Source organism: Sphingomonas sp. SP4, from assembly GCF_058313375.1.
In genome coordinates this window covers 1,708,952-1,735,586 of sequence record NZ_JBZFLE010000001.1, presented here as the reverse complement: position 1 = coordinate 1,735,586, position 26,635 = coordinate 1,708,952, and the positions used below count along the sequence as shown (strand labels likewise).

27 protein-coding genes and 1 pseudogene are annotated in these 26,635 nt (G+C 61.4%); 15 read left to right on the top strand and 13 right to left on the bottom strand.

The genetic code is table 11. The features are described 5' to 3' along the window. Nucleotides 1-97 precede the first annotated feature (97 nt). The 5 genes from AC4GYV_RS08920 to AC4GYV_RS08900 all read left to right on the top strand — a co-directional run bounded on the left by AC4GYV_RS08920 (nt 98) and on the right by AC4GYV_RS08900 (nt 5,255). Nucleotides 98-1,447, top strand: coding sequence for a family 1 glycosylhydrolase (locus tag AC4GYV_RS08920; RefSeq protein WP_491100297.1), 1,350 nt, complete (start codon nt 98-100; stop codon nt 1,445-1,447). A gap of 93 nt (nt 1,448-1,540) precedes the next feature. After that, nucleotides 1,541-2,368, top strand: coding sequence for a class II glutamine amidotransferase (locus tag AC4GYV_RS08915; RefSeq protein WP_491100296.1), 828 nt, complete (start codon nt 1,541-1,543; stop codon nt 2,366-2,368). Between the two features lie 124 nt (nt 2,369-2,492). Then, a complete protein-coding gene (locus tag AC4GYV_RS08910; RefSeq protein ID WP_491100295.1) occupies nt 2,493-2,789 on the top strand; it encodes a tetratricopeptide repeat protein in 297 nt (98 codons plus the stop codon). A gap of 326 nt (nt 2,790-3,115) precedes the next feature. Further along, complete coding sequence (locus AC4GYV_RS08905; protein WP_491100294.1) at nt 3,116-4,699, top strand: hypothetical protein; 1,584 nt, start codon at nt 3,116-3,118, stop codon at nt 4,697-4,699. A 217-nt stretch (nt 4,700-4,916) separates the two neighbouring features. After that, the gene (locus tag AC4GYV_RS08900; protein ID WP_491100293.1) at nt 4,917-5,255 is read left to right on the top strand and encodes a hypothetical protein; all 339 of its coding nucleotides are present in this window, start codon (nt 4,917-4,919) and stop codon (nt 5,253-5,255) included. Between the two features lie 14 nt (nt 5,256-5,269). Here the strand turns inward: AC4GYV_RS08900 and AC4GYV_RS08895 are convergent, their stop codons facing one another. After that, complete coding sequence (locus AC4GYV_RS08895; RefSeq protein WP_491100292.1) at nt 5,270-6,172, bottom strand: LysR substrate-binding domain-containing protein; 903 nt, start codon at nt 6,170-6,172, stop codon at nt 5,270-5,272. Nucleotides 6,173-6,560: 388 nt separating this feature from the next. Here AC4GYV_RS08895 and AC4GYV_RS08890 point away from each other — a divergent pair, with 388 nt between their 5' ends. The 3 genes from AC4GYV_RS08890 to AC4GYV_RS08880 all read left to right on the top strand — a co-directional run bounded on the left by AC4GYV_RS08890 (nt 6,561) and on the right by AC4GYV_RS08880 (nt 8,038). After that, entirely contained in the window at nt 6,561-7,190 is a 630-nt protein-coding gene (locus AC4GYV_RS08890) for a hypothetical protein (RefSeq protein WP_491100291.1), read from the top strand. A gap of 114 nt (nt 7,191-7,304) precedes the next feature. After that, on the top strand, nt 7,305-7,559 hold the full coding sequence (locus AC4GYV_RS08885) for a hypothetical protein (RefSeq protein ID WP_491100290.1): 255 nt from the start codon (nt 7,305-7,307) through the stop codon (nt 7,557-7,559). Nucleotides 7,560-7,678: 119 nt separating this feature from the next. Further along, nucleotides 7,679-8,038, top strand: coding sequence for a low affinity iron permease family protein (locus tag AC4GYV_RS08880; RefSeq protein ID WP_491100289.1), 360 nt, complete (start codon nt 7,679-7,681; stop codon nt 8,036-8,038). 79 nt (nt 8,039-8,117) lie between these two features. On the opposite strand, the gene AC4GYV_RS08875 is transcribed toward AC4GYV_RS08880, so the two are convergent. The 3 genes from AC4GYV_RS08875 to AC4GYV_RS08865 all read right to left on the bottom strand — a co-directional run bounded on the left by AC4GYV_RS08875 (nt 8,118) and on the right by AC4GYV_RS08865 (nt 10,603). After that, nucleotides 8,118-8,453 (bottom strand): hypothetical protein, encoded by a 336-nt coding sequence (locus AC4GYV_RS08875; RefSeq protein ID WP_491100288.1) that lies wholly within the window; start codon nt 8,451-8,453, stop codon nt 8,118-8,120. 354 nt (nt 8,454-8,807) lie between these two features. Then, nucleotides 8,808-10,178, bottom strand: coding sequence for a PQQ-dependent sugar dehydrogenase (locus AC4GYV_RS08870; protein WP_491100287.1), 1,371 nt, complete (start codon nt 10,176-10,178; stop codon nt 8,808-8,810). Then, nucleotides 10,175-10,603 carry a DUF2231 domain-containing protein gene (locus tag AC4GYV_RS08865; protein ID WP_491100286.1) on the bottom strand — a complete coding sequence of 143 codons (429 nt, stop codon included), beginning with the start codon at nt 10,601-10,603 and terminating at the stop codon, nt 10,175-10,177. The genes AC4GYV_RS08870 and AC4GYV_RS08865 overlap by 4 nt, the downstream gene beginning before the upstream one ends. 406 nt (nt 10,604-11,009) lie before the next feature. Between AC4GYV_RS08865 and AC4GYV_RS08860 the strand changes: the two genes are divergently transcribed. Beyond that, nucleotides 11,010-11,906, top strand: coding sequence for an SEL1-like repeat protein (locus AC4GYV_RS08860; RefSeq protein WP_491100285.1), 897 nt, complete (start codon nt 11,010-11,012; stop codon nt 11,904-11,906). Here the strand turns inward: AC4GYV_RS08860 and AC4GYV_RS08855 are convergent. The 3 genes and pseudogenes from AC4GYV_RS08855 to AC4GYV_RS08845 form a co-directional block, all read right to left on the bottom strand. Next, nucleotides 11,889-12,179 (bottom strand): annotated as a pseudogene (locus AC4GYV_RS08855) (GIN domain-containing protein); the annotation flags it as partial. The gene AC4GYV_RS08860 and the pseudogene AC4GYV_RS08855 sit on opposite strands and share 18 nt — an antisense overlap. Before the next feature lie 103 nt (nt 12,180-12,282). Next, on the bottom strand, nt 12,283-13,554 hold the full coding sequence (locus tag AC4GYV_RS08850; protein ID WP_491100284.1) for a SulP family inorganic anion transporter: 1,272 nt from the start codon (nt 13,552-13,554) through the stop codon (nt 12,283-12,285). A gap of 384 nt (nt 13,555-13,938) precedes the next feature. After that, the gene (locus tag AC4GYV_RS08845; protein WP_491100411.1) at nt 13,939-16,209 is read right to left on the bottom strand and encodes an ATP-dependent helicase; all 2,271 of its coding nucleotides are present in this window, start codon (nt 16,207-16,209) and stop codon (nt 13,939-13,941) included. A gap of 121 nt (nt 16,210-16,330) precedes the next feature. On the opposite strand from AC4GYV_RS08845, the gene AC4GYV_RS08840 reads away from it, so the two are divergent. Both AC4GYV_RS08840 and AC4GYV_RS08835 read left to right on the top strand, forming a co-directional pair. Next, complete coding sequence (locus AC4GYV_RS08840) at nt 16,331-16,723, top strand: GFA family protein (protein WP_491100283.1); 393 nt, start codon at nt 16,331-16,333, stop codon at nt 16,721-16,723. 1,094 nt (nt 16,724-17,817) lie between these two features. Continuing rightward, nucleotides 17,818-18,411 (top strand): PEPxxWA-CTERM sorting domain-containing protein, encoded by a 594-nt coding sequence (locus AC4GYV_RS08835; RefSeq protein WP_491100282.1) that lies wholly within the window; start codon nt 17,818-17,820, stop codon nt 18,409-18,411. Nucleotides 18,412-18,963: 552 nt separating this feature from the next. Here the strand turns inward: AC4GYV_RS08835 and AC4GYV_RS08830 are convergent. Further along, nucleotides 18,964-19,527 carry a methyltransferase family protein gene (locus AC4GYV_RS08830; RefSeq protein ID WP_491100281.1) on the bottom strand — a complete coding sequence of 188 codons (564 nt, stop codon included), beginning with the start codon at nt 19,525-19,527 and terminating at the stop codon, nt 18,964-18,966. Between the two features lie 220 nt (nt 19,528-19,747). Here AC4GYV_RS08830 and AC4GYV_RS08825 point away from each other — a divergent pair, with 220 nt between their 5' ends. Then, nucleotides 19,748-20,293: a hypothetical protein gene (locus AC4GYV_RS08825; RefSeq protein ID WP_491100280.1), complete on the top strand. Its 546-nt coding sequence runs from the start codon at nt 19,748-19,750 to the stop codon at nt 20,291-20,293. Between the two features lie 29 nt (nt 20,294-20,322). Here AC4GYV_RS08825 and AC4GYV_RS08820 read toward each other — a convergent pair whose 3' ends face one another. Next, nucleotides 20,323-20,700 (bottom strand): cupredoxin domain-containing protein, encoded by a 378-nt coding sequence (locus tag AC4GYV_RS08820; protein WP_491100279.1) that lies wholly within the window; start codon nt 20,698-20,700, stop codon nt 20,323-20,325. 230 nt (nt 20,701-20,930) lie between these two features. On the opposite strand from AC4GYV_RS08820, the gene AC4GYV_RS08815 reads away from it, so the two are divergent. Further along, complete coding sequence (locus tag AC4GYV_RS08815; RefSeq protein ID WP_491100278.1) at nt 20,931-21,581, top strand: FxDxF family PEP-CTERM protein; 651 nt, start codon at nt 20,931-20,933, stop codon at nt 21,579-21,581. 167 nt (nt 21,582-21,748) lie between these two features. Here AC4GYV_RS08815 and AC4GYV_RS08810 read toward each other — a convergent pair whose 3' ends face one another. After that, nucleotides 21,749-23,119 (bottom strand): cation:proton antiporter, encoded by a 1,371-nt coding sequence (locus AC4GYV_RS08810; RefSeq protein ID WP_491100277.1) that lies wholly within the window; start codon nt 23,117-23,119, stop codon nt 21,749-21,751. A 196-nt stretch (nt 23,120-23,315) separates the two neighbouring features. Here AC4GYV_RS08810 and AC4GYV_RS08805 point away from each other — a divergent pair, with 196 nt between their 5' ends. Beyond that, on the top strand, nt 23,316-23,555 hold the full coding sequence (locus AC4GYV_RS08805) for a type II toxin-antitoxin system Phd/YefM family antitoxin (protein WP_491100276.1): 240 nt from the start codon (nt 23,316-23,318) through the stop codon (nt 23,553-23,555). Between the two features lie 2 nt (nt 23,556-23,557). Then, nucleotides 23,558-24,049, top strand: coding sequence for a PIN domain-containing protein (locus tag AC4GYV_RS08800; RefSeq protein WP_491100275.1), 492 nt, complete (start codon nt 23,558-23,560; stop codon nt 24,047-24,049). On the opposite strand, the gene AC4GYV_RS08795 is transcribed toward AC4GYV_RS08800, so the two are convergent. Genes AC4GYV_RS08795 through AC4GYV_RS08785 form a run of 3 tightly spaced genes read right to left on the bottom strand, consistent with a single transcriptional unit; the run spans nt 24,050 to nt 26,555 of the window. Then, nucleotides 24,050-25,588 carry a tryptophan halogenase family protein gene (locus AC4GYV_RS08795; protein WP_491100274.1) on the bottom strand — a complete coding sequence of 513 codons (1,539 nt, stop codon included), beginning with the start codon at nt 25,586-25,588 and terminating at the stop codon, nt 24,050-24,052. 44 nt (nt 25,589-25,632) lie between these two features. Next, complete coding sequence (locus tag AC4GYV_RS08790) at nt 25,633-25,884, bottom strand: DUF6894 family protein (RefSeq protein WP_491100273.1); 252 nt, start codon at nt 25,882-25,884, stop codon at nt 25,633-25,635. Between the two features lie 59 nt (nt 25,885-25,943). Beyond that, nucleotides 25,944-26,555, bottom strand: coding sequence for a GyrI-like domain-containing protein (locus AC4GYV_RS08785; protein ID WP_491100272.1), 612 nt, complete (start codon nt 26,553-26,555; stop codon nt 25,944-25,946). Between the last annotated feature and the right edge of the window lie 80 nt (nt 26,556-26,635).

Genomic DNA, 26,635 nt, shown 5'->3' with positions numbered 1-26,635 from the left:
CACTCATTCTTCAGTACGAGTACCGATAGGATCACTTAAGTACGTGGGGTATTAGGGTGACGTACGCGTACCGCCTCTAGCCGCGGGAGACGCATCCATGATCAGCTTCATGTTCGCTACCGGCATCGAGAACAGCGTGCCGAAGATCCAGAACGGCCGCCATCGAGTCGACGAGATGGAGAAGTGCGGCTTCTACAAATATTGGCGCAAGGACTTCGACCTTGTGCAGGAACAGGGGATCAAGTTCCTCCGCTACGGGCCGCCCATCCACACGACCTGGCTTGGCGAAGGCCAATATGACTGGAGCTTCGCCGACGAGACGTTCGAGGACCTCAAGCGCCGCGACATCGTTCCGATCGTCGACCTTTGCCACTTCGGCGTTCCGGACTGGATCGGCGACTTCCAGAACCCGGATTTCCCACGATTGTTCGAGCGCTACGCCGGTGACTTTGCGGCACGCTTCCCCTGGGTGCAGCTCTACACGCCCGTGAACGAGATGTTCATTTGCGCAACCTTCTCGGCGCGCTGGGGGTGGTGGAACGAGCAACTCAGCACCGACACCGCGTTCATCACGGCGCTCAAGCATCTGGTGAAGGCCAACATCCTGGCGATGCATGCGATCCTGGAGATCCGTCCGGACGCCCTCTTCATCCAGAGCGAATCTTCCGAGCACTTCCATCCGGAAAGCCCGTCGGCCATTCCAGAGTCCGAAGCTTTCAACGAGCAGCGTTTCCTGTCGCTCGACCTCAACTACGGATACGACGTGTCGGGCCGGATGATGGTGTTCCTGCACGACTGCGGGATGACGCTCGACGAGTACAATTTCTTCCGCACCAAGAACCTGCGGCACCACTGCATCATGGGGAACGATTACTACATCACCAACGAGCATCTGGTGCATGATGGCGGCGCGACAGGGCCATCAGGCGAAATCTTCGGCTATCACACGATCACGCAAGAATATTTCCACCGCTACCGCTTGCCCGTGATGCATACGGAAACGAACCTGTGCGACGGTTCGAAAGGCGAGGCGGTCACCTGGTTGCACAAGGAATGGGCGAACATCCTGCGCATCCGCCGCAGCGGCGTCCCGGTGCTCGGCTTCACATGGTATTCTCTGACCGATCAGGTCGACTGGGACACGGCGCTTCGCGAGAATAACGGCACCGTCAATCCGCTCGGGCTCTACGACCTCGACCGGAATATCCGGCCGGTCGGCAGGGCGTACAAGAAGCTGATCGCCGACTGGGGCAACCTGATCGACGCTCACAGTATTTGCCTGACCATTCCCGTCTTCAGCCCGTCCGAGCAGGAAGACCCGCTGGTCATCAGGGAGCAGGCAAAGGCCCGAGCCAACCGGATCGCATTGGGCAAGATGGCCATGTCGATGCTCAAGGAACCGGCGATCCCCGAAAGCAGCCGCAAGCTTCCCGCAGAAGTCGACTGAACGCGCCCGCTAAGGGTTTGCCCGATTATCAGGGAGCGGCCGATCCGGCACTCGACGCCCTGACGGCAGATATTGCCGAACGGGGGTACGACCATGTGCCGATGGGTCGCATATTCGGGCAGCCCGATCCGTCTCGAAGACCTGCTCTACAAGCCCGAGCATTCGCTGATCGATCAGAGCCTTCACGCCCGCCTCGGCGTGGAGACCACTAACGGAGACGGCTTCGGCATCGCCTGGTACGGAGAGGAGCCGTTCCCTGCCGTCTACAAGGGTGTCGACCCGGCGTGGAACGACCGCAACCTGCGCGAGCTGTCGCGGCACGTTCAATCGCACCTGATCTTCGCGCACATCAGAGCGTCGACCGGCTCGCCCGTCCAGCAAAGCAATTGTCATCCCTTCCGGCATGGCCGCTGGCTGTGGATGCACAACGGGCAAATCGCGCACTTCCACGATCTGAAGCGGGAGCTCGTGCTGGCGATCCACCCGAGCCTTTACGGCGAGCTGGAAGGATCCACGGATACGGAGGTCTTCTTCTTCCTCGCTCTGACCTTCGGGCTCGAGGACGACCCGCCCGCCGCCGTTGAGCGCGCCGTTGGATTCATCGAGTCCGTTGCCCGATCTCACGAGGTCGACGCGCCTGTTCGGATGAGCGTGGCCCTGAGCGACGGCAATGCGATTTGGGCCTTTCGCTATTCGAGTGAGGGCGAGCCACCGTCGCTTTATTTCTCAACCAAGGTTGAGACCCTGCGGGAGATGTACCCGGAGGTTGAAATATTCCAGGCGCTTGCGCCGGAATCGAGACTGGTCGTTTCAGAGCCGCTCGGAAGCCGGGTCGGCGCATGGAACGAAGTGCCGCGCTCCCACTATGGGCTCGTGCATGAGGGTGAGGACGTGATGCGGCCGTTCACGCCGCAGGCATGACTGTCAGGCGAACGGGCGGGCGATTGTAACATTCCTTCTCGAAAACAACTTCAGTCTTACCGGATCGAAGGCCGTAGGTCTGAATTGGGTGGAAAGCGGACGTCGGCAGAGTAAGATCCGCCTCATGAGCGTCGCGGCACGGTATTCACGGCCTTGGTTCCGGCAGACTTGGAAGATCATCCGTGCGATCAGTGCGGAAGGCAGGAGTGACTTCGAACGTGCGATGGAGTTGCTCGACGAAGCGGCGAAGATCGCCCCGTTGAAACCCGTATTCCGTGTAAGGCGCGCAAAGCTGCTGCTTCGTTCCGAGCGCCTCGATGATGCTTACCGAGCATTCGACGCGCTCAGGCAAGACTTCAAGGTTCTCAGAATCCTGATCGCCAATACCTCTACCACTACTGCACTGCGATGCTCTCTTTAATGCGGCCCGGATCAGCGCAATGGTCGTTGGCGGCGAAGCGGGCGAAGACCATCAATTGCAGTTGGGGCTTAAAGGCAATGCACCCAATGGTGACGGCCGCCGACATTCACGAGAACATGAGCATACCAAAGGGTTAGCTTTGCAATGTCCGCAATGGGTGGAAAGCGGACGTTAGCTGGCGCTGTTGGGCTGCCAATAGCTGATGTCTGCGGCAGCGTGATGAGCAACCGGGACCGTTCCTTAGAAGCCAGATCGGGACCGGAACTTGCAATTGATATCGAAATAAGAAATCCCTTCCTACGATTTAGCGCCGCAGGGACTACCCAATGGCAGCTGACGTCGGTGACCGTATGGCTAAAACTGCTAGGCCGGGTCGTAGCGCGCTTGGCCATGTCTTCTATGCGGGAATCGCGTTCTTCTGTGTTTTTCTAGCGCTGCTCAACAACTTCATTAGCTATGAGAAGTACCCGGTTCTTCGGATTGAGGTCCTCTACACCGTTTTGTTTCTCGCCATCGCAGCTTCGGTTTATGCCGTCCTCTATTACGTCGCTTCGCGCTTGCCGCGCCGGCCTCGACGCATTTTACACGGGATCATGGTTGCTGGTCTCGCGGGCTATGCGGTCGCTCTGGTCTCATCGCTTATCTACGCCGCTGCCGCTACTTTAGCAGCCGCGGCGCTTTTCACACTTTTCGACGCCCGCATTCTACCGCCAATTGCCTTCATGGCACTGGCAACAATGCTGACTGCCAGTCTGGGAATAGGTCAACAAACCGTTTCGCAGTTTGCAGAGTCAGGTCGCATGCGGCGCAGCAGCAATTCCGGCGCCGCTATTCTGCACGTAATCTTGGATGAGCATCTTGGCATAGAGGGGTTCCCGAGACGCAACCCCTCTAGTCCACAAATCGAAAGGTACCTGCGAGACTTCTATTTATCGCGAGATTTCAGATTGTTCGGAGGAGCGTATAGCCCGAACTCCAAGACTATCAGATCTATCCCGTTCATTCTGAACTTCGGGGTGCCTGAAGCAACCGATGCAATGCACAATGCGTATTTCGATCGCCTGACACAAGCCGGTTACGTCATCAACGTGTTGCAGTCGGACTACATCAACTACTGCTCTGAGCGGGTCGCGGTCTGCACCACATATCAATCCCAGAACTACACGCCGATTGCTGACGCTCAGCTGCCTCCCATCGACAAAGCCATCCTCATTATAAGGAAGATGGTGCCCAACAGGCTCGCCGAACTAGTTAAGGGTGGCATTCTGCGCCTCAATGACGTCGGGCTCCAGTTGCCACTCCCTTGGGTAACGCTCGACTTAAATCCAACGCCCATGAATGGGCTTGCGGCGCTGCGACGACTCAAGTCTAAGGTAAGTAGGATCCGTCCCGGAGAGGTCTATTTCGCCCACATCCTACTGCCGCACGGACCCTATGCGCTCAATTCAGACTGCTCTGTGTCGCGTGTTTCACAATGGATGCTTGGTGATCGAGGGCAACCGTTATCCCAGCGCCAAGATGCTTATGTTCGCCAGGTTCAGTGCGCCATTAAAGAAGTCGGACTGCTTCTAGATGCAGTAGATCACTCGCCCGCTGCCGGAAACGTGATTGTGATAATGCACGGGGACCACGGGTCCCGCATCAGCGACATAGCACCGAACTTCCAGAATATCGGCAAGTTTGACGACGAAGCGCTGATCGCGGGGTTCTCAACGCTCTTTGCTGTACGCGCGCCCGAGGTGCACGGTGGCTATGATTCAAGGCATTTCGCCGTTGCTAGCCTTGTGCACGAGCTTGCGGTTAGTGGCTTTCGGAAGGTGGGCTCTCGCGAGGATTCAGACCCCAAAGTCATGCTGCTGGATCAGAATTTAGTTCCACGCAAAAATCAGCCCTTACCGAAGCACTGGTGATCTCGCACCTACTTCGATCTCTCAGTCCGCTTGGGTCGAAAGCTGACGTTAGCTCACGCGCCTTACGTAAACGTTCGGCCAAGCCGCAAAGGCTGAGGCTGCAAAAACTGCACGCGTCGGTTCGCCCTTTGCATTTGCGAAAAACCGGCCCTCCGACGACATTGTGATTACAGGAGAGGAGCCAGGTGACGGCCGACCTTTGGAAAGGGAGGCTCACATGCTCCGGTTCACGACGCTGATTGCCGTTACACTTGCCACCGCGCATCCGGCCTTCGCCGCCGCCGCGCGGCCGGCCCTTGCCCCCGCCGTTACGGAATATGGCGAAGGCGAAGGCGAGCGCTTTGCTTACACGACCGAGCTCCGCGCCAACGGCTTCATCCACATCGCGGGCGTTTTGCTCGGATCGCAACAGCCGTTCACGCTCGTCGTCACCCCCACCGGCCACGTCGACGGGAACATCGGCGATGTCGCGGTCGAGTACACCGTCAGCAAGAAAGTCCGCGACGCTGTGGCCGCCCAGCTCATGGAGCGCCGGGCGCTCGCCAGCGCGCAATAATCACGACCGGGCGGTCATTCCGCGGCCGCCCGGAATTCCTCCTGCACCGCAACGGCGGAATTCTCGAATAGCCAGTCATGAAAGATGCGCACGGGCCGACGCTCCAGTGCGGCGGGCAGACAGGCGAACCAATAGGTATAGGGGCTCTCGGCTGTCTCGCTGAACAGCTGGACCAGGCGATCGTCGATCGAGCGGCTAAGGTGGCTCTTGAGCATGAAGGCGACCCCGAGACCCCCTGCAGCCGCATCCAGGATGAGCTGGCCGGCATCGAAGTAGTTGGTAACGGCCGGTTCCAGTCCGGGCATTCCGATCGACTTGCGCCAGACGTTGAACAGCTGAGGCATGTCGCGATGGAGGAGGATCGGTACTCGCTTCAGGTCCTGGGGTTCGCGCACGTCGTTGAGATCGCGCGAGCCGATCGCGACGATGCGGCCCCTTTCAAGCTTCCGGGAATAGAGCCGATCATCGATCCGGTCGGTGATGGTGATGACAGCGTCGGCACCTTCGGACAGAAGCGAGATCCGGTTGGGCGCGGTGTTCACGTCGATGGCGAGATTGGGATGCCGGTCGCGCAGCGCCGGCAGGGCCGGGATCAGCCGCTGTGCAGCGAACAGCGACGGCACCGCGATGCGAAGCCGCATGGAATTGGGCGGCGTGCTGACACGCTCGACGGCGAGCGCGAGGGCATCGACGTGCGGCTCGATCTCGGCGAGGAACGAGGCTCCGCGTGTGTTGAGCGAAACCGAATTGTGCTGCCGGTCGAACAGGGGTGCGCCGACGAACTGTTCGAGCGACTGGATCCGCCGGGTCAGCGCCGGGGACGAGAGGGATAGCGACTCCGCCGCGGCCTTGAGCGAGCCCTGGCGGGCCACGGTCACGAAGGCCTGGATGGATCCAACTGGCGGCAACCTGCGCACTTCAGCGGCTCCCGGAATTGTGCAACGCACAATGTAACCGGTCGTCCGGCGAGGGCAAGAAAAAAGGAGCCTTCCCGGGGAGAGAGAGTGGGAAGGCTCCTTTGACCGCTTAGAAACTTCAGGAGAGGCGCCAGAACGGCCACCCTTTGAGTGGCGTAGCGAAACCATTGCTGCAACTGCGAAGATATCATTCGCAATTGCAACATTTGCATCCTCGGTGGCGCGAGGAGACGGATGACGGTTCAAGGCTTGTGATCAGGGCGAAATTGGATCGTTTGCCCCGAAAGGTCCGCAATGGGTGAAAGCGGACCAAAGCCAACCATAGGCGCTGGAAGTCCGAGATCGCGATTTAACAGAGCTTTATCCGTTGTCTGCGCATCAAGTGCGCATGAAGCTGAATCCGATCGTCGCTGCAGCCATTGCTGTCGTTAGCGTCCAACCCGCCCAGGCGAAGACCCTCACTTTGCAACCGATTGGTTTGCCGTTTGCGCCCGATAGTCCCACGCCTCTCCAGCCGGACCATCCGCTGTATCGGAAGATTGCGCTGGATCCGCTCGCCGACATGCCCAACAAGGTTGGCGGGTTCCTAGTGCCGATCACCAGCTCAAAGGAGATGAATGAGGCGCTGCGTCAAACTCTCGACCGGGCAAACATGCTCGCGCCTCCCGGCACGCAACCAAAGGCCCGTTTGCTCGTGCGCTGGGTCGGTCTCGATGCACCGCAGAAGATCTCGTTTTCAAGCGAAGCCACGGCCACCCTCAGCTACACCCTAATCAAGGTCGAGAACGGGCAACAACTCTTCCGTCGCGACATCAGTACGTTTAGCCGGTCAACCGGGGGCACCGCCACGGACAGACTGAAAGGCAATGCTCGCCTTGCTATCCTGACCAATCTGGCGTCGGCCGTCGTGTGCTTGGATAAGGCCGCGTACGGGCGAGCTCCCATCGATTGTGCGCTTACACCACAAATGACCTACCGAGCACCGGCGCCCTCGGTGGTCACCTTTATTCCGAGGTGAGCGAACGGGCTCCAGCCGTCAGAATGTCCGCAATGGGTCGAAAACAGACGTTCAGCGACGTTAACCTCTGGCTGAGATCATCCTCCTATGGGTCTTGGTTCGGAGGCGCGCTCGATGAAATTCGTTAAGCTGAAGTCACGCGGCGGCGACTACATGGTCGTAGCTCAAAATGTGGCTTGGCTTCGGTCCCATGAGGACAACCAGACGAAGGTCGGCATGATCGGAAGTGACTACATCCTGGTCGCGGGGAGCATCGAAGAAACTGCCGCCAAGATTTTGGAAAGCGAGAATCCAGCCGCAGCGAAACCTGATCAGGGCCGGGACTGGACCTTTCAAGTCAATTACTCGAACCCGCAGTCGAAGGGCTGAAGTGCTTCAGTCCGTAATCAGCCGAAAGCAGACGTCAGTCGCTAGCGTCTGATTGCCATGCAAAGCCGTTGATCGGTTCAGCCGTTGCAGCGAGACACGGCGAGCCGCGTTGGGCGTGGATGGACGGCAACTTCTTCCAGCTCATCACGACGGCCCTCGCTCGCTTTATCGGGCGGCCTGTCATGCTGATCCTGTGCATCCTGCTCGCGGCCGGATCATTCGCCGCCTATGCGAGCCGCAGCGAACTGCTGATCAACGGCACCAACCTTGCCATCAACGTGCTCACCTTGCTGTTCCTGCCGATCCTGCAGGCGACCCAAAACCGGGACGGTGCGGCGCTCCAGGCCAAGCTCGACGAGCTGATCCGCGCGAACAAGGAAGCGCGGAACGACCTCATCGGGATTGAGGACCGGAACGAGACTGAGATCGAGCAGCTGCGCTCCGCTCCGGCGACGGTGACGGATCCTCGCCCGAACTGAACCGGGCGCGACGACGGAGCGAAAATACGAGCGGTGAGTGAAGTCCTCCGCCGCAGCGGAGGACTTTCGTTTCCAGAGCTTAGTGCGGCGGCGGGTTCTCCGGGTTGGTGCCATAACCGCATGACGTGCCAGGTATTCCCGGCGGGTGAATGATCCCGGCGGCATTTTCCTGGTGGGGATTCTGGACCAGCCCCGGGCCATAAGGAGTGTCGTAAACGAAGATTGGCGCGCCCGTGATTGGATCGAAACCGACGAGAGTGGTTCCATCTTCCAATCCCGAATAAGCGCATATGGAGTTGGCGTGTGCCGGAGCTGCTGTCCGATTGTGTTGGCCAGTCACCTCACCAGCGAATGCAAAACCGGTCATTCCAGTGCTGAGGATCGTGAACGCGGCCAGGGTGACGAGCTTATGCATATAAGTCTCCTCCTGAACGGCCCCATTGTGCTTAAGGCACGACTGGGCGCCGCGGCGCGCGGATACCACGCGATGCGCAAAAACACTAATTGCTAACATGCAGTAGTCGGACTGTTGCCCCCCCGCCAATCGGGAAGCCGTAACCAGCGCTTAATCGGGGAGAAACTCGCGCCGCTCTTTGGGACATCGCGCGTTCCGAATGCGGGCGACCATTGGGGTCAAGACGATCGCAAGGAGACCTAAGCCGGCTAATGTCTGCAATGGGTGGAAAGCGAACATTAGCGGTCCGTGCGCTGACGGCCAGCGATCGCAATTGGAAGCCGCCGGCGCCTTAAGCGCATCGGAGGGCACCTTTCAGTAGGGGGCGTAGGTTCCCGGATGATCCTGTTTGCCCGGCGGCTTTGCGGGGCGGGACGGGGCTTCCGCGGCAGGAGCTTGGCGCGTCGGGACCATGCGCCAGATCGTGTTTGAGAGATCGTCGGCAACTATCAGAGCGCCGCGCGGATCGACGGTGACTCCCACCGGCCGTCCGCGGGTCTTGCCATCTGCGTCCTGGAACCCGGTAACCACGTCCATCGGCGGGCCGGAGGGCCGGCCGGCGCGGAAGGGAACGAACACCACCTTGTAGCCTGCGGGCTTGCTGCGGTTCCAGCTGCCGTGCTCGCCGACGAAGACGCCTTCCGCATATCGTGGGCCCATAGCCGGACTAGAGAATGCGAGGCCAAGCGCCGCGACGTGCGAGCCGAGCCCGTAATCAGGGCGGATCGCCGCCGCGACCATCTTCGGATTTTGCGGTTGGGCGCGCGGATCGACGTGCTGGCCCCAATAGCTGTACGGCCAGCCATAGAACGCGCCGTCACGCACAGACGTGAGATAGTCTGGCACCAGGTTCGGCCCGATCTCGTCGCGCTCCTGGACTGTGGCCCACAGCTGCCCGGTGCCCGGCTGAATCGCGAGCGCTGTCGGATTGCGGGTGCCCGTTGCGAACGCGCGATGCGCACCCGTGACGGCATCGACCTGCCAGATCTGCGCGCGGTCGACCTCGGCCGCCATTCCGCGTTCGGTGATGTTGCTGTTCGATCCGATGCCAACATAGAGGAACCGGCCATCCGGGCTTGCGGCGAGCGATTTCGTCCAGTGGTGATTGATCGCTGAGGGCAGATCGGTGACCTTGGTCGGGGCCGCGCTCGCCTTGGTCTGGCCTGGCGTATAGTCGAAGCGAAGCAGCGCATCCTGGTCCGCGACGTAGAGTTTGTTCCCGACGAGGGCGAGGCCGTACGAAGCGTTCAGCTTGTCTGCGAAGACGGTTCGGAGTTCGTAGACGCCGTCGCCATTCGCATCGCGCAACAGGGTAAGCCGGTTGCCGCTCTTCGCATCGCTCGTGCCCTTGGCCTTAATGTAGCCGGCGATCACGTCCTTTGGCCGCAGCGCGTGCTCGCCGCCGCCGCGACCCTCCGCGACGAGGATGTCGCCATTAGGCAGCACCAAAGTCTGGCGAGAGATCCCGAAGCCCGTCGCGATGGCCGTGATCGTATATCCTTGCGGTACCGTCGGTCGTCGATTTCCCCAACCTGTGGGGCTCGCGATCTTCATCGTCGGAAGCAGTCCCCGGTGTGGTTCCGGCAGCTGCGGGTTCGAGCCATATTGCATCGGGTCGGAACCCGAATGGCTGCTGCAGCCGCTCACCACCGTTGCCAGCGCCGCCATCACGAGAAGACGCTTCATTTCACGTCTCGCGTGTGAAGAGTGGAGAAGCCGACCCCGCAGGCGATCGCGGCGAGGACTAAGACGATCGCTGAATAAAGGGGAGCGGCCGGCATGATCGCCCAAGCGTCCTTGGCGTGCTGGAACGAATCCAACAAACCGAGCACGAATGTTGCAAGGAGCAAAGCGAACAGGAGCGCAGTCACTCGCCGGCGGGGCCGCTCGAACAGCAGGGCAATCAAGGTCCAGAGCAGGGCAAAGCCGGTGAAGACCATTGCGCCGGCGATCAGCCAAGCCGCGAAATTGGCCCATTGGGGCTCCGTTGTGTTCGCATAAGTGATGTCGCTGAGCAGCCCACCCAGGAACAAGGGAACGCTCGCGGCGAGCAGGAAGGCTAAAAGAGGGTGGATTGGCCGCAGCCGTCGTGCTTCGGCAGTGACAGCCAAGGCGATCTCCTTCTCGAGAGCTGAGCCGCAGATATTTTACGAGGCAAAACACCCGGGACTTTGCACCGACGCTGAGCAGTCCGCGAGGGTCAAAGTTCCCATTTCTGATGTGAGTTAGGTTGCCAGGGACGCGCAGCGCCTCATCAATCGACCCTTTCGGTAGAAGCCGAGCCCCGCCTCGTCGCCATTTGAGCATGTGCCGCTGGTCCCATCCAGCCAATGCTTGGTGCCTAAACGTGCGCCTTCGTGAAACTCCACCGTGAATCCCCGAAGCGATTGGTGACCCACGCACGCCGCATATCGGTACGCTGCCAGATCAACGCTTCAGGGTCTGCAATGTCCGCTTTGGGTGGAAAGCGGACGTTCCATCGCCTAGCAAAGGCCGATTGGAGGGCGATTGAACTCTGTGTCTTTGCAGGGAGACGAGATTGCAGCGCGGAAAGCAATCGAACGAGGCGAATACGAGACTGCCGTTCGCCTGCTGCGACCATTAGCGGAGCGCGATTCTGAATACGCCCTGCTTGCCCTCGGTTGGGTCTATGAAACCGGGGCGATCGGCACGCCTGATCTGGACTCTGCCCGTTCCTATTACGAAGGCGCAGCTGAACAGGGCAGCGCTGCTGCTCAGCATTACCTTGGCTTATTACTCTGGAGAGAGGGCAACGAATCTGCGGCGAGAGCAGCGTTCGACGAAGGAGCTCGACAGGGCAACGCGGAATGCCGGGCTGAGTTGGCGCGATTGCTTCTTCGCCTGGACGAGAAAGCGGCTGAGGAAGCAATGGAGGGTCATCGCTACGAGGAAGCTATGGAATTGCTTCAACCTCTGGCGGATCGCAACTCGCAATACGCGCATCATTGCCTTGGCTGCATCCACGAACGCGGCGACGTCGGTGCGGCGGACTGGCGAGCCGCCAGGTCACATTACGAACGCGCGGTCTCCTTTGGCAGCGCTGCCGCATGTTTTGATCTTGGCCGATTGCTGAAGCGGCAGGGCGAAGAAGCGGAAGCGCGAGCGGCATTTCAGACTGGTGCCGAGCGAGGCGATGTCCCAAGCATGTCGAGATTAGGAAGGATGATGATCGAAGGCCGTGGAGGCCCGAGTGCAGCGGCGGAAGGCTGGGCCTGGCTGGAAAGGGCCGCTGAGCAAGGACATCTCTTTGCGCAGAGGACATTGCTCGCGATCGAATATGAAAACGCTCGATCGTTGCGGGAGAGGATGTCGATCAAACTGAGGATCGCAAAGCTTGCCCTAAGGGCCGGGCGCGAAGTTGCTGATGACCCTAGATCAAACAAGGTTCGCTAATGAGTGTCGACTGGCGCGTCCCTCCACAGTAATCCCACCGGAACCGCCGGCCGCCAGCTGCACGCGTCCGATGTCAATTCCGCGCACGAGGATAGTTCCGGATCCGTCCGTTTCAGCCAATAACATGTTGCCGCGCACTCTACCTATCTCCAGTTCGGCGGCGCCCTCGACCTTCACGGAACTCAGGTTGGGGGCCGAGACGAAGACGTTCACGCCAGAGCCAGGATTCCAGCTCCAGGTGGCCCCTTCACGGAACCGGATGGTCAATGTGTCGCCTTCGGCCTCGTGACCGTATCAGCGAGTAGGGCGGAATCTCCGCGGCGGCGTAGGCACAACACGCTGATGTCCGCAATGGGTCGAAAAGGCCGTCCACCTTTTATAGCTGCGACCGGTCAGCGGGGGTCCAATCCTCAGGCTCAACGTCCCGCCGGATCAGCCTTAGCGCCAAGCCGGCTACGGTCCCCACTGCGATGGCAATTGTCAGGTCGGTGCCAACCGTCAGAACCATTGTGAGAAACAGCAGGACGCGATCGCCCGATCTCAGCCTCAGTCGCTCGCCCCAGCGATGAGGCTCGCTCATGAGCCATGCCGTTACGATGAGCAGGCCCGCCAGGGCTGGCATGGCAAGATAGCCGGTAAGCCAGCCGAACCCGAGTGAGACAAGCAGGATGACCAGGGCATGGACGATCCCCGCCACTGGAGTTCGGCCACCGGCCCGCACGTTGGTTGCAGTGCGGGCGATCGCTCCCGTTGCAGGCAATCCTCCGAACAAGGGTGAGGCAATGTTGGCGGCGCCTTGCGCAATCAGCTCAGCATTTGAGCGATGGCGGCTTCCAATCATGCGGTCCGCCACGATCGCGGACAACAGCGATTCCACTGCGGCAAGGAAAGCGATGACGAAGGCTGAAGGCAGCAATTCACTGATCCGAGAAATGCTGACGTGCGGCAGCGACGGAGCCGGCAACCCCGCTGGCAAGGCACCGAAGCGCGAATGAATCGTAACGACCGGGAGCGCGAGCAAGGCGACCGCCGCCGACGCCGCCGCGATGACCAGAATGGAACCAGGAAACCAGGGAGCAAGGCGGCGCAGCACGGCTATGCCCCCAATCGCGAACAAGCCGACTCCCAAGGCAAAGGGATTAATCGCCTCTCGCGCTGCCCAGAGTGCGGGCAGGGCTTCGATGAGATTGGCCGGCACCCTCGCAGTCGAGAGCCCGAGCAAGTCTTTGAGCTGACTTACGGCAATGATCAGCGCGATCCCGACCGTGAAGCCTTCGATCACGGGCTCGGGCACGAGCGAAATGAAGCGGCCGGCGCGGAGTAGTCCGCCAATGATCAGGATCAGGCCGGCCATCAATGTAGCGAGGAGAAGGCCGTCGAAACCGTGCTGCGCTATCACCCCGTAAACGACGACGATGAACGCGCCCGTAGGGCCCCCGATCTGAACCCTACTTCCGCCCAACAATGAAATTAAGAGGCCGGCGACGATTGCAGTGACGAGGCCCGCCTTAGGGTTCGCGCCGGAAGCAATCGCGATGGCGATGCTCAAAGGCAATGCCACCAGGGCAACCGTCACTCCCGCCAGGCCGTCGCTAAGAAAAGCGCGCCACGAGTAGTCGCGCATCGTCGTCAGGATTTTGGGCTTCACGGGCCAGCGCTAACGTCCGCATTGTAACAGTTCAACAAGGGGGGGATGACGGGGCAGGCCAGAAGAAGAGTCATGCTTAGGCGAATGTCCCTCAGTGCGTCGAAAGTGGTCATTTCGACCATCTGAGATCGCCCGAAGGGACGTCACAGAGTTTCCCCCAACCAGCAGCTCAAAGCGCTCACGTGTCAGTTGGTTTGGTGGCCTGATCTAAACGGCTGGACGCGGGATTAACTTTGCGTAAAGTCCGCGCCGAGACTCGCCCCTGTTGACTCGACTAAGCCACCAAGAGCGTGTCTCCGGCCCGGCGCTTCGCAGCGTCGGGCCGCTTGCAACGGGGGATCCGGTCGTTGGGGAGCGTCCGGATCTCCTTTGCAAATATCCCCCTCAACCCGCGCTGACGAAGCTGTCCAGGACCTTCTTGCGGCCTGCATGCTCGAAGTCGATTTCGAGCTTGTTGCCCTCGATCGCAGCGATGGTGCCGTAGCCGAACTTGCCGTGGAACACGCGCTGGCCAAGCTCGAGGTCGGTGCGTCCCTGATTGCCTAAAGATACGGCTGAGGCGCGGGCTTCGATGACGCGCTGCGGCTGGGCGTTGAAGCGGCCTTCGCGGCTGGCCCGCTGGAATCCCGGCCCGCGCGTGCTGGCGCGCATCGACTGAGCTGGACCGAGGTGCGCGAACGGATCGGCGCGCTCGGACCATTGCGCACGCCACAGGCTTTCGCCGCCGGTCATGGTCGTTTCCTGCTCGATGTGCGCATCGGGCAGCTCGTTCAGGAAGCGGCTGGGGATGCTGCTTGTCCATTGGCCGTAGATCCGGCGGTTGGCGGCGTGGATGATCGTCGCGCGGCGGCGGGCGCGGGTGATCGCGACGTAGGCGAGACGGCGTTCCTCCTCGAGGCTGGCGAGCCCGCCTTCGTCGAGCGAACGCTGCGATGGGAACACGCCTTCTTCCCAGCCAGCGAGATAGACGATGTCGAACTCCAGGCCCTTGGCGGCGTGGATCGTCATGATCGTGACGCGCTCGCCCTGCCGCGCTTCGTCATTGTCCATGACCAGGCTGACGTGCTCGAGGAACGCCTGCAGCGACTCATATTCTTCCATCGCGCGCGTGAGCTCGGCGAGGTTTTCCAGGCGACCGGCGCTTTCGGCGGAACGGTCGGCCTGAAGCATCGCGGTGTAGCCGCTTTCGTCGAGCACGATGCGCGCCAGCTCGGGGTGGGGCAGGGTGGCCGACATCTCGCGCCAGCGGGCGACGTCGGCGACGAAGTTGGTGAGGCTGCGCCGTGCCTGCGGCGTCAGCTCGTCGGTGCCGACCAAAGATGCGGCGGCGAGCAGCAACGGCTGCTGGAGCGCGCGGGCATGGGTGTGGATCGTCGCCAGCGCTTTGTCGCCGATGCCGCGCTTGGGCTGATTGACGATGCGTTCAAAGGCGAGGTCGTCGGCAGGCTGGTTGATCAGGCGCAGGTAAGCGACGGCGTCGCGGATCTCCGCGCGCTCGTAGAAGCGGAAACCGCCGATGATCTGATAGCTGAGGCCGATCGCGATGAAGCGCTCTTCGAATTCGCGCGTCTGGAACTGGGCGCGGACGAGGACCGCAATGTCGTCGAGCGAGCCGCCGCTGCGCATATGAGATTCAGCTTCCTCGCCGACGCGGCGCGCTTCTTCGGGTCCGTCCCACACGCCGATGACACGAACCTTCTCGCCGTCGCCTGCGTCCGTCCACAATGTCTTGCCGAGACGGCCGGCGTTGTTCGCGATCAGCCCATCGGCAGCTGCAAGGATATGCGAGGTCGAACGGTAATTCTGTTCGAGCCGGATGACCTTCGCGCCCGGAAAATCCTTCTCGAAGCGCAGGATGTTGGCGACCTCGGCACCGCGCCATGAGTAGATCGACTGGTCGTCGTCGCCGACGCAGCACAAATTGCGCCGCGGCTCGGCGAGCAGCTTCAGCCATTCGTACTGTGCTTGGTTGGTGTCCTGATATTCGTCGACGAGCAAATAGCGGAAGCGGTCGCGGTAGCTTTCGAGCACGTCCGAATGGCGACGGAAGATCACCAGCATGTGCAACAGCAGGTCGCCGAAGTCGCAGGCGTTCAGCGTCTTCAGCCGCTCCTGATATTGCGCGTAGAGCTCGCTGCCGCGGCCGGCCGCGAAGGCTTCGGACTCGCCCGTGTCGACCTGCTCCGGAGTCCAGCCGCGGTTCTTCCAACGATCGATTAAGCCCGCGAGCTGACGCGCCGGCCAGCGCTTCTCGTCCAAGTTCGCCGCCTGGATCAGCTGCTTGAGCACACGCAGCTGGTCGTCGGTGTCGAGGATGGTGAAGTTGGAATGGAGTCCGACCAGCTCGGCATGGACGCGCAGCATCTTCGCCGCCACCGAGTGGAAGGTGCCGAGCCACGGCATGCCTTCGAGCGCACCGCCCGACAGCCTGCCGACGCGTTCGCGCATTTCGCGCGCCGCCTTGTTGGTGAAGGTGACCGACAGGATCTGGCTCGGCCAGGCTTTGCGCGTCGCGATCAGATGAGCGAGGCGCGCCGTCAGCGCGGCGGTCTTCCCCGTGCCCGCGCCCGCAAGGACGAGCACCGGCCCTTCCGTTGACAGCACGGCGTCGCGCTGCGGCGGATTCAGGCCCTGGACATATCCGGGCTCGGTCATTGGGGCAGACGATTCAGGCACTTGGCGGAGGTAGGGGGCGGGGCCGTGGACGGCAACCGAAGGCTCGCCGAATCGCGGCTGTTGTGGCATTGACCGTCATGAGAACAAAGGGAGACCAGAGATGCCCAAAGGTCAATGCCATTGCGGCGCCGTGCGCTACGAGATGTCGAGCGACACCAAGCATCAGGCGATCTGCCATTGCTCTGACTGCCGACGCCACGCGGGTGCTCCATTCGTGTCCTGGGCCTTGGTCGACAGGGACGGGATGAAGGTCGAAGGCGAAACGCGCGAATATGCGTCGTCGGAGCATGGGCGGCGGCATTTCTGCCCGCAGTGCGGGACCAGCCTGTTCTATACGAACGAGGCCATCTTCCCGGGATTGATCGATGTGCAGACGGGGACGCTGGACGATCCGGATTCGCTGCCGCCAAAGGCCCAAGTGCAAACAGCCGAGCGACTCGGATATGTGAATCGGCTCGCTGAAATCCCCGCGTTCGACCGTTATCCGGGATAGCAGCCGAGTCGAATCGGGCCGCCTACCGGGGGAATCCCGGAAGTTCCAACTGTTGTTCCCGATATCCCCGTTATCCACAGCCTAATTACCAAAAATTTTGCTTTTGCGACTCGGTCGAGGGGTGCATGTTGATCAGGTGATCGGGGCGGAAGTCCCAGTCTCCCCGGAAAGACCGGCAACGGTAACAAGGGCGAGGAAGGGATAGAAGAACCGATCTCCGCCGGCAGGAATGGGAAGAACTTTCGGGTTCGACTCGGGCCAGCCGGGAAGAGGCGCCGGAAGAGGAAATGCCCTCTAGCGCGACGCGGCTCCCGGATCTCCTTGTGGGATTTGGTGAGCAAAGCGGGACGCAAGAGATGTTTCCCCAAGAAGGGCCGCGGAACATCGGACGGTTTTGATCGGGCGACCGGTTTCGGGACTTCGGATCGAAAGATCAGGAACTCGGGGTCAGGCCAAACGAACAGGCCGGACATCGAAAGACAAGCGAACCTTCGGGAGGCGCAGTCCGGTAGAAGTCAGGGCTTCTCTTCGGAGAGAGCAGTGCGATGGAAAGCGACGCCTGAGCTGGTGAGCCAGGATCGAGAAGCGGGGAACCAAACCTTCACGGGAGCGGGGACCAGGTAGACCGAACACCGGCAGATCCTTCGCTCGGCGCAGTGGGGGCTGGCAGCAATGCCGGCCCCCATTTCTATTGGGGGATCGCGTATCCAGCGTAGCGCCCAGGAATGTCCGCTTTCGACCCAAAACGGACGTTAGTTTCCATAGACGATCAGCCTGCCTAATGATCTTCGCCGCCGCCAGGGTTGCTGGGTAGCGACTAGCCATCCAGCCTCCGTTCGGATTCGGCACAGCAAAGCTGACGCTATTAACAACGACTGTCGTGGGCCTTACTTTTCCGGCGCCTTAGGGTCCTGATTCACCCCTAGGGTGGGGTCGCCTTGGTTCACCTTGGCGACCCCTTTCCAATCCCTAGCGCAACTCTACCCGTCAACCGCGTCGGCCCATAATTGTTGAATTTCCGTTTAGCTAAGTGTATGAGCTTAAGCGGTAAATCATAGGCGTCTTACCGGTCGTTTGCTGTCTGGGGGTGCCACATGAAAATCCGTCACATCGTGCTTGCATCGTTCGTCGGTGGACTGGCGCTGGCCTCTCCAGCGAGGGCTGGTCCCACCATCACCTTCACCGAGGGTGCGGAGAGTAGGGAAGTCATTCCCATCCCAGGGGTGACTGGGATAGATCCAGCTTTCTTCGTCGCCAGCGGAGGAACTATCGGGAACGTAGAGCTGATCAACTTCTACGCGGATGCGCCGGCCCTGTTCACTTTTACGTTCAACCTCCTAGATCCGGACGGCTCCATCAGCGACCAGATCACGTTCTCGAACACCTTCCCAAACCGTCCCACCAGCCTGTTTGTGACCTTCGCGTCCGACCCCACCACTATCAAGGTCACCGGCGTGATTTACGGGACTGGGCCGGAGACGGGCGGCCTTCAAACGATCCCGCTTCCGGCCAACATGCCGGGCGCCCGTGATGCGCTCGGGAACCCTAGGCTGACGGTTATGGCGCAGTCGGACCTCGACCCCGCTGTTCCCGAACCGGCCACCTGGGCGATGATGCTGGTCGGCTTTGGCGCAATCGGCTTCTCTGTTAGGCGCAGACGCAAGAACTTTATTCTGGCGCAAGCTTAGTCCGTCTGGCTCTAGGAGGAATGCGGTCGCAGATTGCGGCCGCATTTCTTATGTCCGCTTTCCACCCATTGCGGACATTAGCGTTGCCTTAGCAAACAACGAGCTATTTGGCGCAGATGAGGAGCCAGTCAGCTCAGAGTATGCCTCGTGGAAAATGATGGCCCGAGGGCGAGGGACGGAGCGGGCAGTTGGGATGACCCGACAAATGCCGAGCAGTTCGCGGCAAGCCTCAACAGACGCCGTGAAGAAGGGGCAGAACTGGAGAAAGATCTGCTCAACGATGTCCCCATGCTTTACGGGACGCCCGGAAGCTGGGGTGACGAGCGCTTAGCGAGAATTCGTCGCGACGAGATGCGGCGTCGAAGCGACGGCGGCGTCCTGAAAACCCCGCGATCCCAGGCTGCACCACTTCCCTTTGAGCGCCTGACTGGAGCCTTGGCCGTTCTCTTCTTGTTGTTCGTCTTGCTCGTCAATTTGACTTGAGGACGCGGAAATAAACCCGAGGCCATCGGGTTGGCCATCCGGCCGCGGAGCCGCTTCAACGCAAGCGTGTCAGTTCCGCCCGAACCTTGGGAGCAGCATCCCGGTTCTGCTCCGGTACGCCTTGTAGTCGGACGCGAGCTCCGACTGCATGATATCCCGCTCTTCCATCCGCGCTGCCGTGCCGTAGAGCACAATCAGCACAGCCACTAAGCCGGCTACAATCCAGCTCGCCGACAGCAGCGCACAGGCACACCAGAAGATGACGTAAGCCGTGTAGAGCGGGTGCCTAACGAAGCGGTAGGGCCCCGATTGCACGAGCTTCGGAGGGACCGCCCTCGAGAAGGCGAGCGAAAGTGTTTTTTGCCGCGTGGCCCGCAGAGCGGCGTGAAAGATCGCGGCAGCGAGGATGGCCAAAATCGCCGACGCGAGAGTCCGCGTTATTGGGATCGCTGGACTCGTTGCGACACTGATCAGCGTAGCGACGCCCGTGGCCAAGGACACCAGGAGCAATATCGCGAGCAATGGCCGGCGCGGACTGTCTTTGGCGAAGTGGCCCACCGCCCGCGCGAACCAGATGCCAATGCCGACGAGGAGCAAGACGCATCCCCATCGTAACAGATCGGCGAAATTCATCGAGTTCATAGTCCGAGCGTTTCGAGTGTCCGGGCTGGAGGCTTGCTCATTGCGCCATTCATTACGGACTTGGCCGCACCCGGCAAGAAGTTCCGGGGCTCATCACCAAGCCCATAAGAATATTCTGAAGCCCTGCGACCAAAATCCGACTCCGGCGTTTGGCGAGTTAGGTGGCGGCGACAATTGGGTCGCTGGAGCGGCGGGCACGAAGGAGTGGAACGTGTTCCGCGCACTTGCAGCTCTCAGCCTGACTTCCGCCGCATCCCTTGCAGCCGCAGCAACGGCCGACGTTTCGTCGCTCAGCTCCACCAATGCGTGGTGGGAACGGGTGACGGTCACCATCGGCGGCGACGGCCAGCCCCAGTCGTGCAAATTCGAATCCAGCCTGACGCCGGGCGCGGCCAAGAGCTGCGACGTGGAAGCGAGCGCAGGTGCGCAGGACAAGCTGTCGAGCAAGGGCAGCAAGGACCAGTATACGCGCATCACCTTTGAGCGCCGCTTCACGCCCGGCGCACAGGGCAACGTCGAGCCGCCCGCGGGTGACATGCTGCTCGGGCAGCAGGTGATGGCGCTTGCCATCGGCTCCAAGGGCACGGTCGAGAATTGCGAAGTGGTCTCGACGTCGGGAGAGGTGCAGCCCGGCTACGGCTGCAAGGAAGCCTCCGCCGAGAAATTCCACGCAAGCGCGACAACGGGCGCGGCGGCTGCGCCGAAGCAGGGCTATATGACGATCATCGTCTACGGTCATCAGGAACACGTCGTCTGAGCGAGCACTGACGGCTGTTTCGGCAGCCTTCAGCTGACTATGATTTGGGTGTGCATTCCCATCGAGGAGTGCATGAAGTGGCTGCAATGCACGTTGTAGGTGCCGGCCGCGGGAACGAGCGTGATCGTCTTGGTCTCATGACCCTTGAGCTCGACCTCGCCCTCCGGCGCGGCGCCTGCAGTGATGCGGGAAGCCGCGAAGAATTCCCTGGCCGTGAAGTCGTGTCCGCTGTTGGCCACGTTCTGCAAGGTGAGCGTCACCGGCTTCCCCGCGGCGAGTCGGATGGGAGCCGGCGCAAAGGCATAGTTGCGCAGTTGAATCACCTGGGCAGCGGGTTCCTGCGCGGCGGCCGGTGCGACCAGGCTCAGGGACAGAATTGCAGCGAACGCGAATCGGGGACGGGACATGGCGACCTCCTGACCCCCTTCGAGTTCCATCTTATCATCGAAATGTTCAGCGACCCATGACCGTTGGGCGATTCCCAGGGCCATCCGACCAAGTTCCTTCGCTTTAATGGGGGGAGTACGAACTGCTGAGTCTCATAACGGCACACAATTAATCATCAATTCGTTGAAACGCACCATTGTTTACGCTAATGGGTTAACGAATCGATAACGGGCAACAGGGAGTATTTGATATGCGGTTGTTACACGCAGCCTTGGCAGCAGCTGCCAGCCTCGCCTTCTCGACGACGGCCCTCGCGCAGGGTGTTAGCCTTCTGCCTAACCAAATTGTCGGTACTCCCGGCGTGGGCGAATATGCCTTTTTCTTCACGAGCGACCCGCCTCCTGTTGGCTTCGGGGACATCTCGGCGGACTTCACGCACAATGGCATCCCTTATACTGGGGCCGCACCGGGCGGGCAGCTGCTGACGAACGGCAATTTTTCACCAGCCGGCTATTGGGTTGATACCTACTCCTTCATCCTCGGAGAAAGTGGGGTGGGAAGTGGTGACGTGACGACGTCGACGGCCATCCTCAGCTCGCCCACCGATCTGGATTTCTACGCGGTGTTGGTCAACGGCGTGCTGGCAACGCACACGCAAAACACCGATTATACCGATCAGTGGACAGCAGTGGGTGTTCCAATCACCGCCGGGGCATGGAACACAATTCAGCTCGTCTATAATGTTGCCAATCTTCAGGGTAACGCGGGCTACACTGGTCACGCAACGTTTAATCCTAATCCGGTTCCGGAGCCGGCGACCTGGGGCATGATGCTTCTTGGTTTCGGTGTTGTGGGTTTCGCGATGCGCCGGAAGAAGGCGACGGTTCCTCAGTTCGCCTGACCTAAGCGAACCAAGTGATACATGAGAGGCGGCCTAACGGCCGCCTCTTTTTTATGACCGCTTTATGACCGCGTACTATCGCAGCCATCTGCAACCGGATCGATCCTGCGACAAAAAAGGGGCCGCCCGTCCCGCGTGAGAGGGAGGGGGACGGGCGGCCGGAAGGGCTAGGCGGCGTCGGCCACCATGCTGCCTTCGAGTTTTCCGAGCTCGCCTGACTGGCGCGCCTTGCGGCCGTAGACGATCTCGAACAGCGGGCTGGCCATCATCGTCGTGACGATCGCCATCAGCACCATCATCGAGAAGAGGGTCGGTCCGATGACGCCCTTCTGCAGGCCGATGTTGATGATGATCAGCTCCATCAGGCCGCGCGAGTTCATCAACGCGCCGATGCCGAGCGCGGTGCGATTGTCCTCACCCGACAGCCGAGCCGCCGCCCAGCAGGCGCCGAACTTGGCGAGGATCGAGACCGCGAGGATGCCGAGCGCGATGAGCAGCAGAGAGGGCGAGTTCACCATGTCGAGCCGGGTGTTGAGACCGGAGAAGGTGAAGAACATCGGCAGGAGCAGGATGACCGTCATCGGCTCGAGCTTCTTCTTCAGCTCCGCGACGAACAGGCCGCGCGGCATCACGGCGCCGAGCAGGAAGCCGCCGAACACCGCGTGGATGCCGATCGCGTCCATCAGGAAGGCGGAGAGGCAGAAGAGCATCAGCGTGACGCCCAGGATCGTCATGCTCATCTCGCCCTTTTCCTCGACCATGCGGCCGAGCGGCGCCAGCAGGCGGCGGCCGAAGATCAGCATGAAGGCGGCGTAGCTGACGCCCCCCACGATCGCGACGACCGCAACACCCGGACCTGCGCCGAAGGTGGCCAGAACGATGGCGAGCACGCACCATGATGCGGCGTCATCGAACGCGCCGGCGGTCAGCGACAACGTGCCCAGCGATGAGTTCGAAAGGCCGCGCTCATTGATGATCCGCGCGAGCATCGGGAAGGCGGTCAGCGCGATGCAAGCGCCCATGAACAGGGTTGCGTTGAACTGGCTGATGCCGGGCGCAAAGAGGCCGGGGACCGTCAGCAGGAATGGCGTGATCAGGATTGCCAGCGCGAATGGGGTGAGGATGCCGGCCGCCGACACGCTCGCGGCGCTGCGCGCCTTGGTCTTGAAGTGGTCGAGCTGGAGCGTCAGGCCCACGATGAACATGTACAAGCCGACACCGAGCTGCGCGCCGGCGTAGAGGACGTTCTTCGTCTCCTTGGGAAAGATCGCGCCCTGAAGGTCGGGCAGGACCAGGCCGAAGAGCGACGGGCCGAGGATCACGCCGGCGATCATCTCGCCGACGACCTGCGGCTGGCCGAGGCATTTCTGGCCGAGCCATCCGACGACCCGGCAGGCGGCGATGATGATCGCGAGCTGCAGGAAGAAATGGATGCTGTAGTCGCCCGGCGAGAAGCTCTTCGCCGCATTCACTGCGGGGCCGTGCGCCCCGAGGATGTCGCTCAGCACCTTGAGCGATTCATTCAATAGATCCGGCACTGGATTTCCCCTCCCCGAGCCTGACGGATGCCGACAGGTGGGCGGAAGAAATCGGACCGCACAATGCTGAAGTGAGAGCCGCGAAGGCGATTTCCCGGCCGAATGCGAATTCTGTTGCAGGTGCGCTACGAAGTAGTAACGTACCTACATGGAAGCACTTATAATGTAGCAACGTAGGTTCAATCGGGAGACACGTTTGAAGAGCTTCAGCAGCCGCGAATTCAACCAGGACGTGAGCCAGGCGAAGCGACTCGCGCAGTATGAGCCGATCTTTGTCACCGACCGCGGGCGGCCCACGCACGTGCTCCTGAGCATCGATGCGTATCGCCATCTCGTCGGCAAGTCGGACACGATCGCCGATCTCCTCCGCTCGGAGGAACCGATTGCCGCCGATCCCGACTGGCGGGCGACGAGTCCGTGGGTGCGGAGGACTTAGCCATGCATCTGCTCGACACGGACGTGGTCTGGGCGTTGCGGGGTCAGGACACGGCCCGCCCGGATGAGGCGCTCTTCGAATGGGTCGCGGAGCAGATGCCGGGGACCTTGTTCGTGTCGGCCATCACGATGATGGAGTTCGAGAGCGGGGCGAAGTCGCTCGAGCGCAGGGATAAGCCGGCGGCTGCGGCGATCCGGAGCTGGATCGACACGAAGCTGCGGCCTGCCTTCGAAGGGCGCGTGATTGCCGTCGACGATGCGGTGGTAAAGCGTTGGTCGCAGCTGGCTTACTCGGACCTTCGCGACGGGCTGCTGGCCGCTACGGCGGTGGAGCATGGACTGACCATCGCGACGCGCGAACCGGCGAACTTCAAAACGGGCAAGGTGAAGACGCTCAACCCTTGGAGCTATGCGCCCGATGCTGACGAACTCGACTGGAGACGCGCTTCGCAGAGTGCACCGATCTGGCTCAAGAGCCTGTTCGTCCGCGCCTGATCAGGCGGCTGCCGAAAGCTCCGAAACAAGCTCGCGGTGCGAGGGCAGGTCGCGCGCGGCCTTTTCGCCGAATGCGCGGATGCGCTCGAACAGGCGTTGGGCCGCTGCGACCTTCGGGAAGTCGGATCGACCGGCTGACAGGTCGGTCGGATATTCCATGCCGTAGAGAATGTACTGGTAGTTGAAGAAGGCGAAGCTTTCGACGTCGAGGATGAAGTCGAAGCGGCCCGGCGGGCGGTAGCGCCACTGAGCGAGGAGGTCCTGCAACTCCTCCGGGATCGTCGCCGGATCGGTGTTCTCGCGCCAGAAGGGCTCGTCGCGCTGCGACAGGCAGTAGTGGAGCTTCAGGAACTTCACGATGTTCTCGAACCGCGCCGTCATCAGCTGGTTGAAGCGGCGGGAGGGGGCGTCGATCGGGCCGTAGTGGGGGAACAGCTCGGCGATCATGCCGACCGCGGCCTCAATCAGGACGAGACCGGTCGCTTCGAGCGGTTCGAGGAAGCCGGCCGACAGCCCGACGGCGACGCAATTCTTAACCCATTGCTTCTCGCGATAGCCGGTCTCGAAGCCGAGGATACGGACGGCGTCGGCGTTGAAGGACGGGCCGACATAGTCGCGTAACGTTTCGACCGCGCGATCGTCGTCCATATGATCGCCGGAGTAGACGCAGCCGATGCCGCGGCCGCCCGCGAGGCCGATGTCCCAGGTCCAGCCGGCGCCGTGCGCGGTTGCGAGGGTGTAGCTTTCGATGGGCGCGTCGGGCTCGGCATAAGGCACGCGGCATACGGCGGCGCGATTGGCGAACAGGCGGTCGCGGACGGAGTGGAATGGGCTGCCCAACGCACGGCCAATCAGCTCGGCGCGGAAGCCGCTGCAATCGACATAGAGGTCTGCGGTGAGTTCGCTGCCGTCCTTGAGGATCAGCTTGCCGATGGCGCCGGTCGCGTCGAGCTCCGCGTGATCCAGCTCGCCCTGAAGATGGACGACGCCAAGTTCCTCCGCGCGTTCGGCAAGCAGGCGTGCGAGGCTGTGGGCGTCGATGTGGTAGGCGTAGTTGAGCGGACCGTCGAAGTCCGGCTCGCCGGGACGTTTGGGACCGCGCCGCGCGCCGGCGACACGGTTCTGGATCGTCACCGCTTCGGCAAACGATGGACGGGACTTCTCGTCCTGCAGCAGCCAGTAGGGGACTAGACTGGTTTCCTCCGAGTAGAAGGGCGCTTCGAACGGGTGGAAGAAGCGGTGCTTTTTCTCCGGTGTCGGCGCGCGGAGCCAGTCAGCGAAGAGAATGCCTTGTTTGAAGGTCGCGGAGGAATCCCGGATGAACTTGCGCTCGTCGATCTCGAGAAAACGCAATGTGTCGCGGATCGTCGGGAACGTGCCTTCACCGACGCCGATGATCCCGATGTCGGGCGATTCCAGCAACGTGATGCTGAGGTGCGGGTTGTCGCTAAGGCCGAGCGACTTGGCGAGGTAGGCCGCGGACAGCCAGCCCGCGGTTCCGCCGCCAACGATCAAGATGCTTTTCCGCCCGTCGCTCACGCGACTTCATTATCAGAGTATACGCGGCGGAATAGAGCGCGGTTCTAGCGGGTCTCAGCCGACCCCAGGACCTCAACGACGTCACCGAAATGCACGACGCCGACGATTTCCTGGTCGGAGTCGGTGACCTCGATGCGATGGCTCAGCGTAAGGCGGCCATCGCGGACGCTCTGGGCGGCCATGTCCCGGGCCATGCATTCCGCACTGTCCATCGCCGCCGCTGCATCCGGCATTTCTTCGCCCTCGGGATCCAGCGCGGTCTCGTCATTGTACAAGTGGAAGTAAAAACGCGGCATAATCGCCAAAAACGCCAATCGTCAGCGACGGTTTCCGTCCTTGCGCTCTTGAAACAACCTTAGGCGGGGCGCACGGGCTGACGCAGGATCGTCTTCAGCTTCTCCGGCGCAGTCTTGCGCGGATCGCCAAGATAGATTTCGTGATGCGGCCCCGCGAAGCTGTAGCCGCCGTTCGGCATCACCTCGTTGTGCAGTTCGGCCAGCAAAGGCCCTTCGTCATCGTAGCTGCCGATGTGCAAAGCCTGCAGGGACAAGCCTTCGTCCAGCTTGTCGAGACGCAGGCTCTTGGGGACAGCGCCGACCTTCTCCAACACCTTCGAGGTCGCGACCTTGAAGGCGGCTTGGTCGACGAAGTCGGGCATCATGATCATCATGGTCCAGTTCCACTCGTCCTTGCGTCGGGCGGTGAAGCTTTCCGGATCAGGCGCTGACCAAAGACCTTCGAGCGGCGGCACCACGAAGTCGTGGCCGTTCGCCTTGCACGCGAACTTGATGGTGTAGGCGGTGGCGAAAAGTGCCTCGACAGCGTGCTTGTATGCAGGCGCGGTGTTCGGGTCGCCGTGACCGTCGACCATCAGGTAGCTCAGTGACGGCACATCCACCGTCACGAAGCGATTGATCGGAGCGCTGAACAGCTCCTTCCTGCTCTTCTTCAGGTCCAGCTTTTCCATGCGGTCCTCATGGGGTCTATCCCGATGTCAGGCTGCTTTCTGCCTCAATAGGGCGATGCGCGACAATCGCAGGAGCAGCG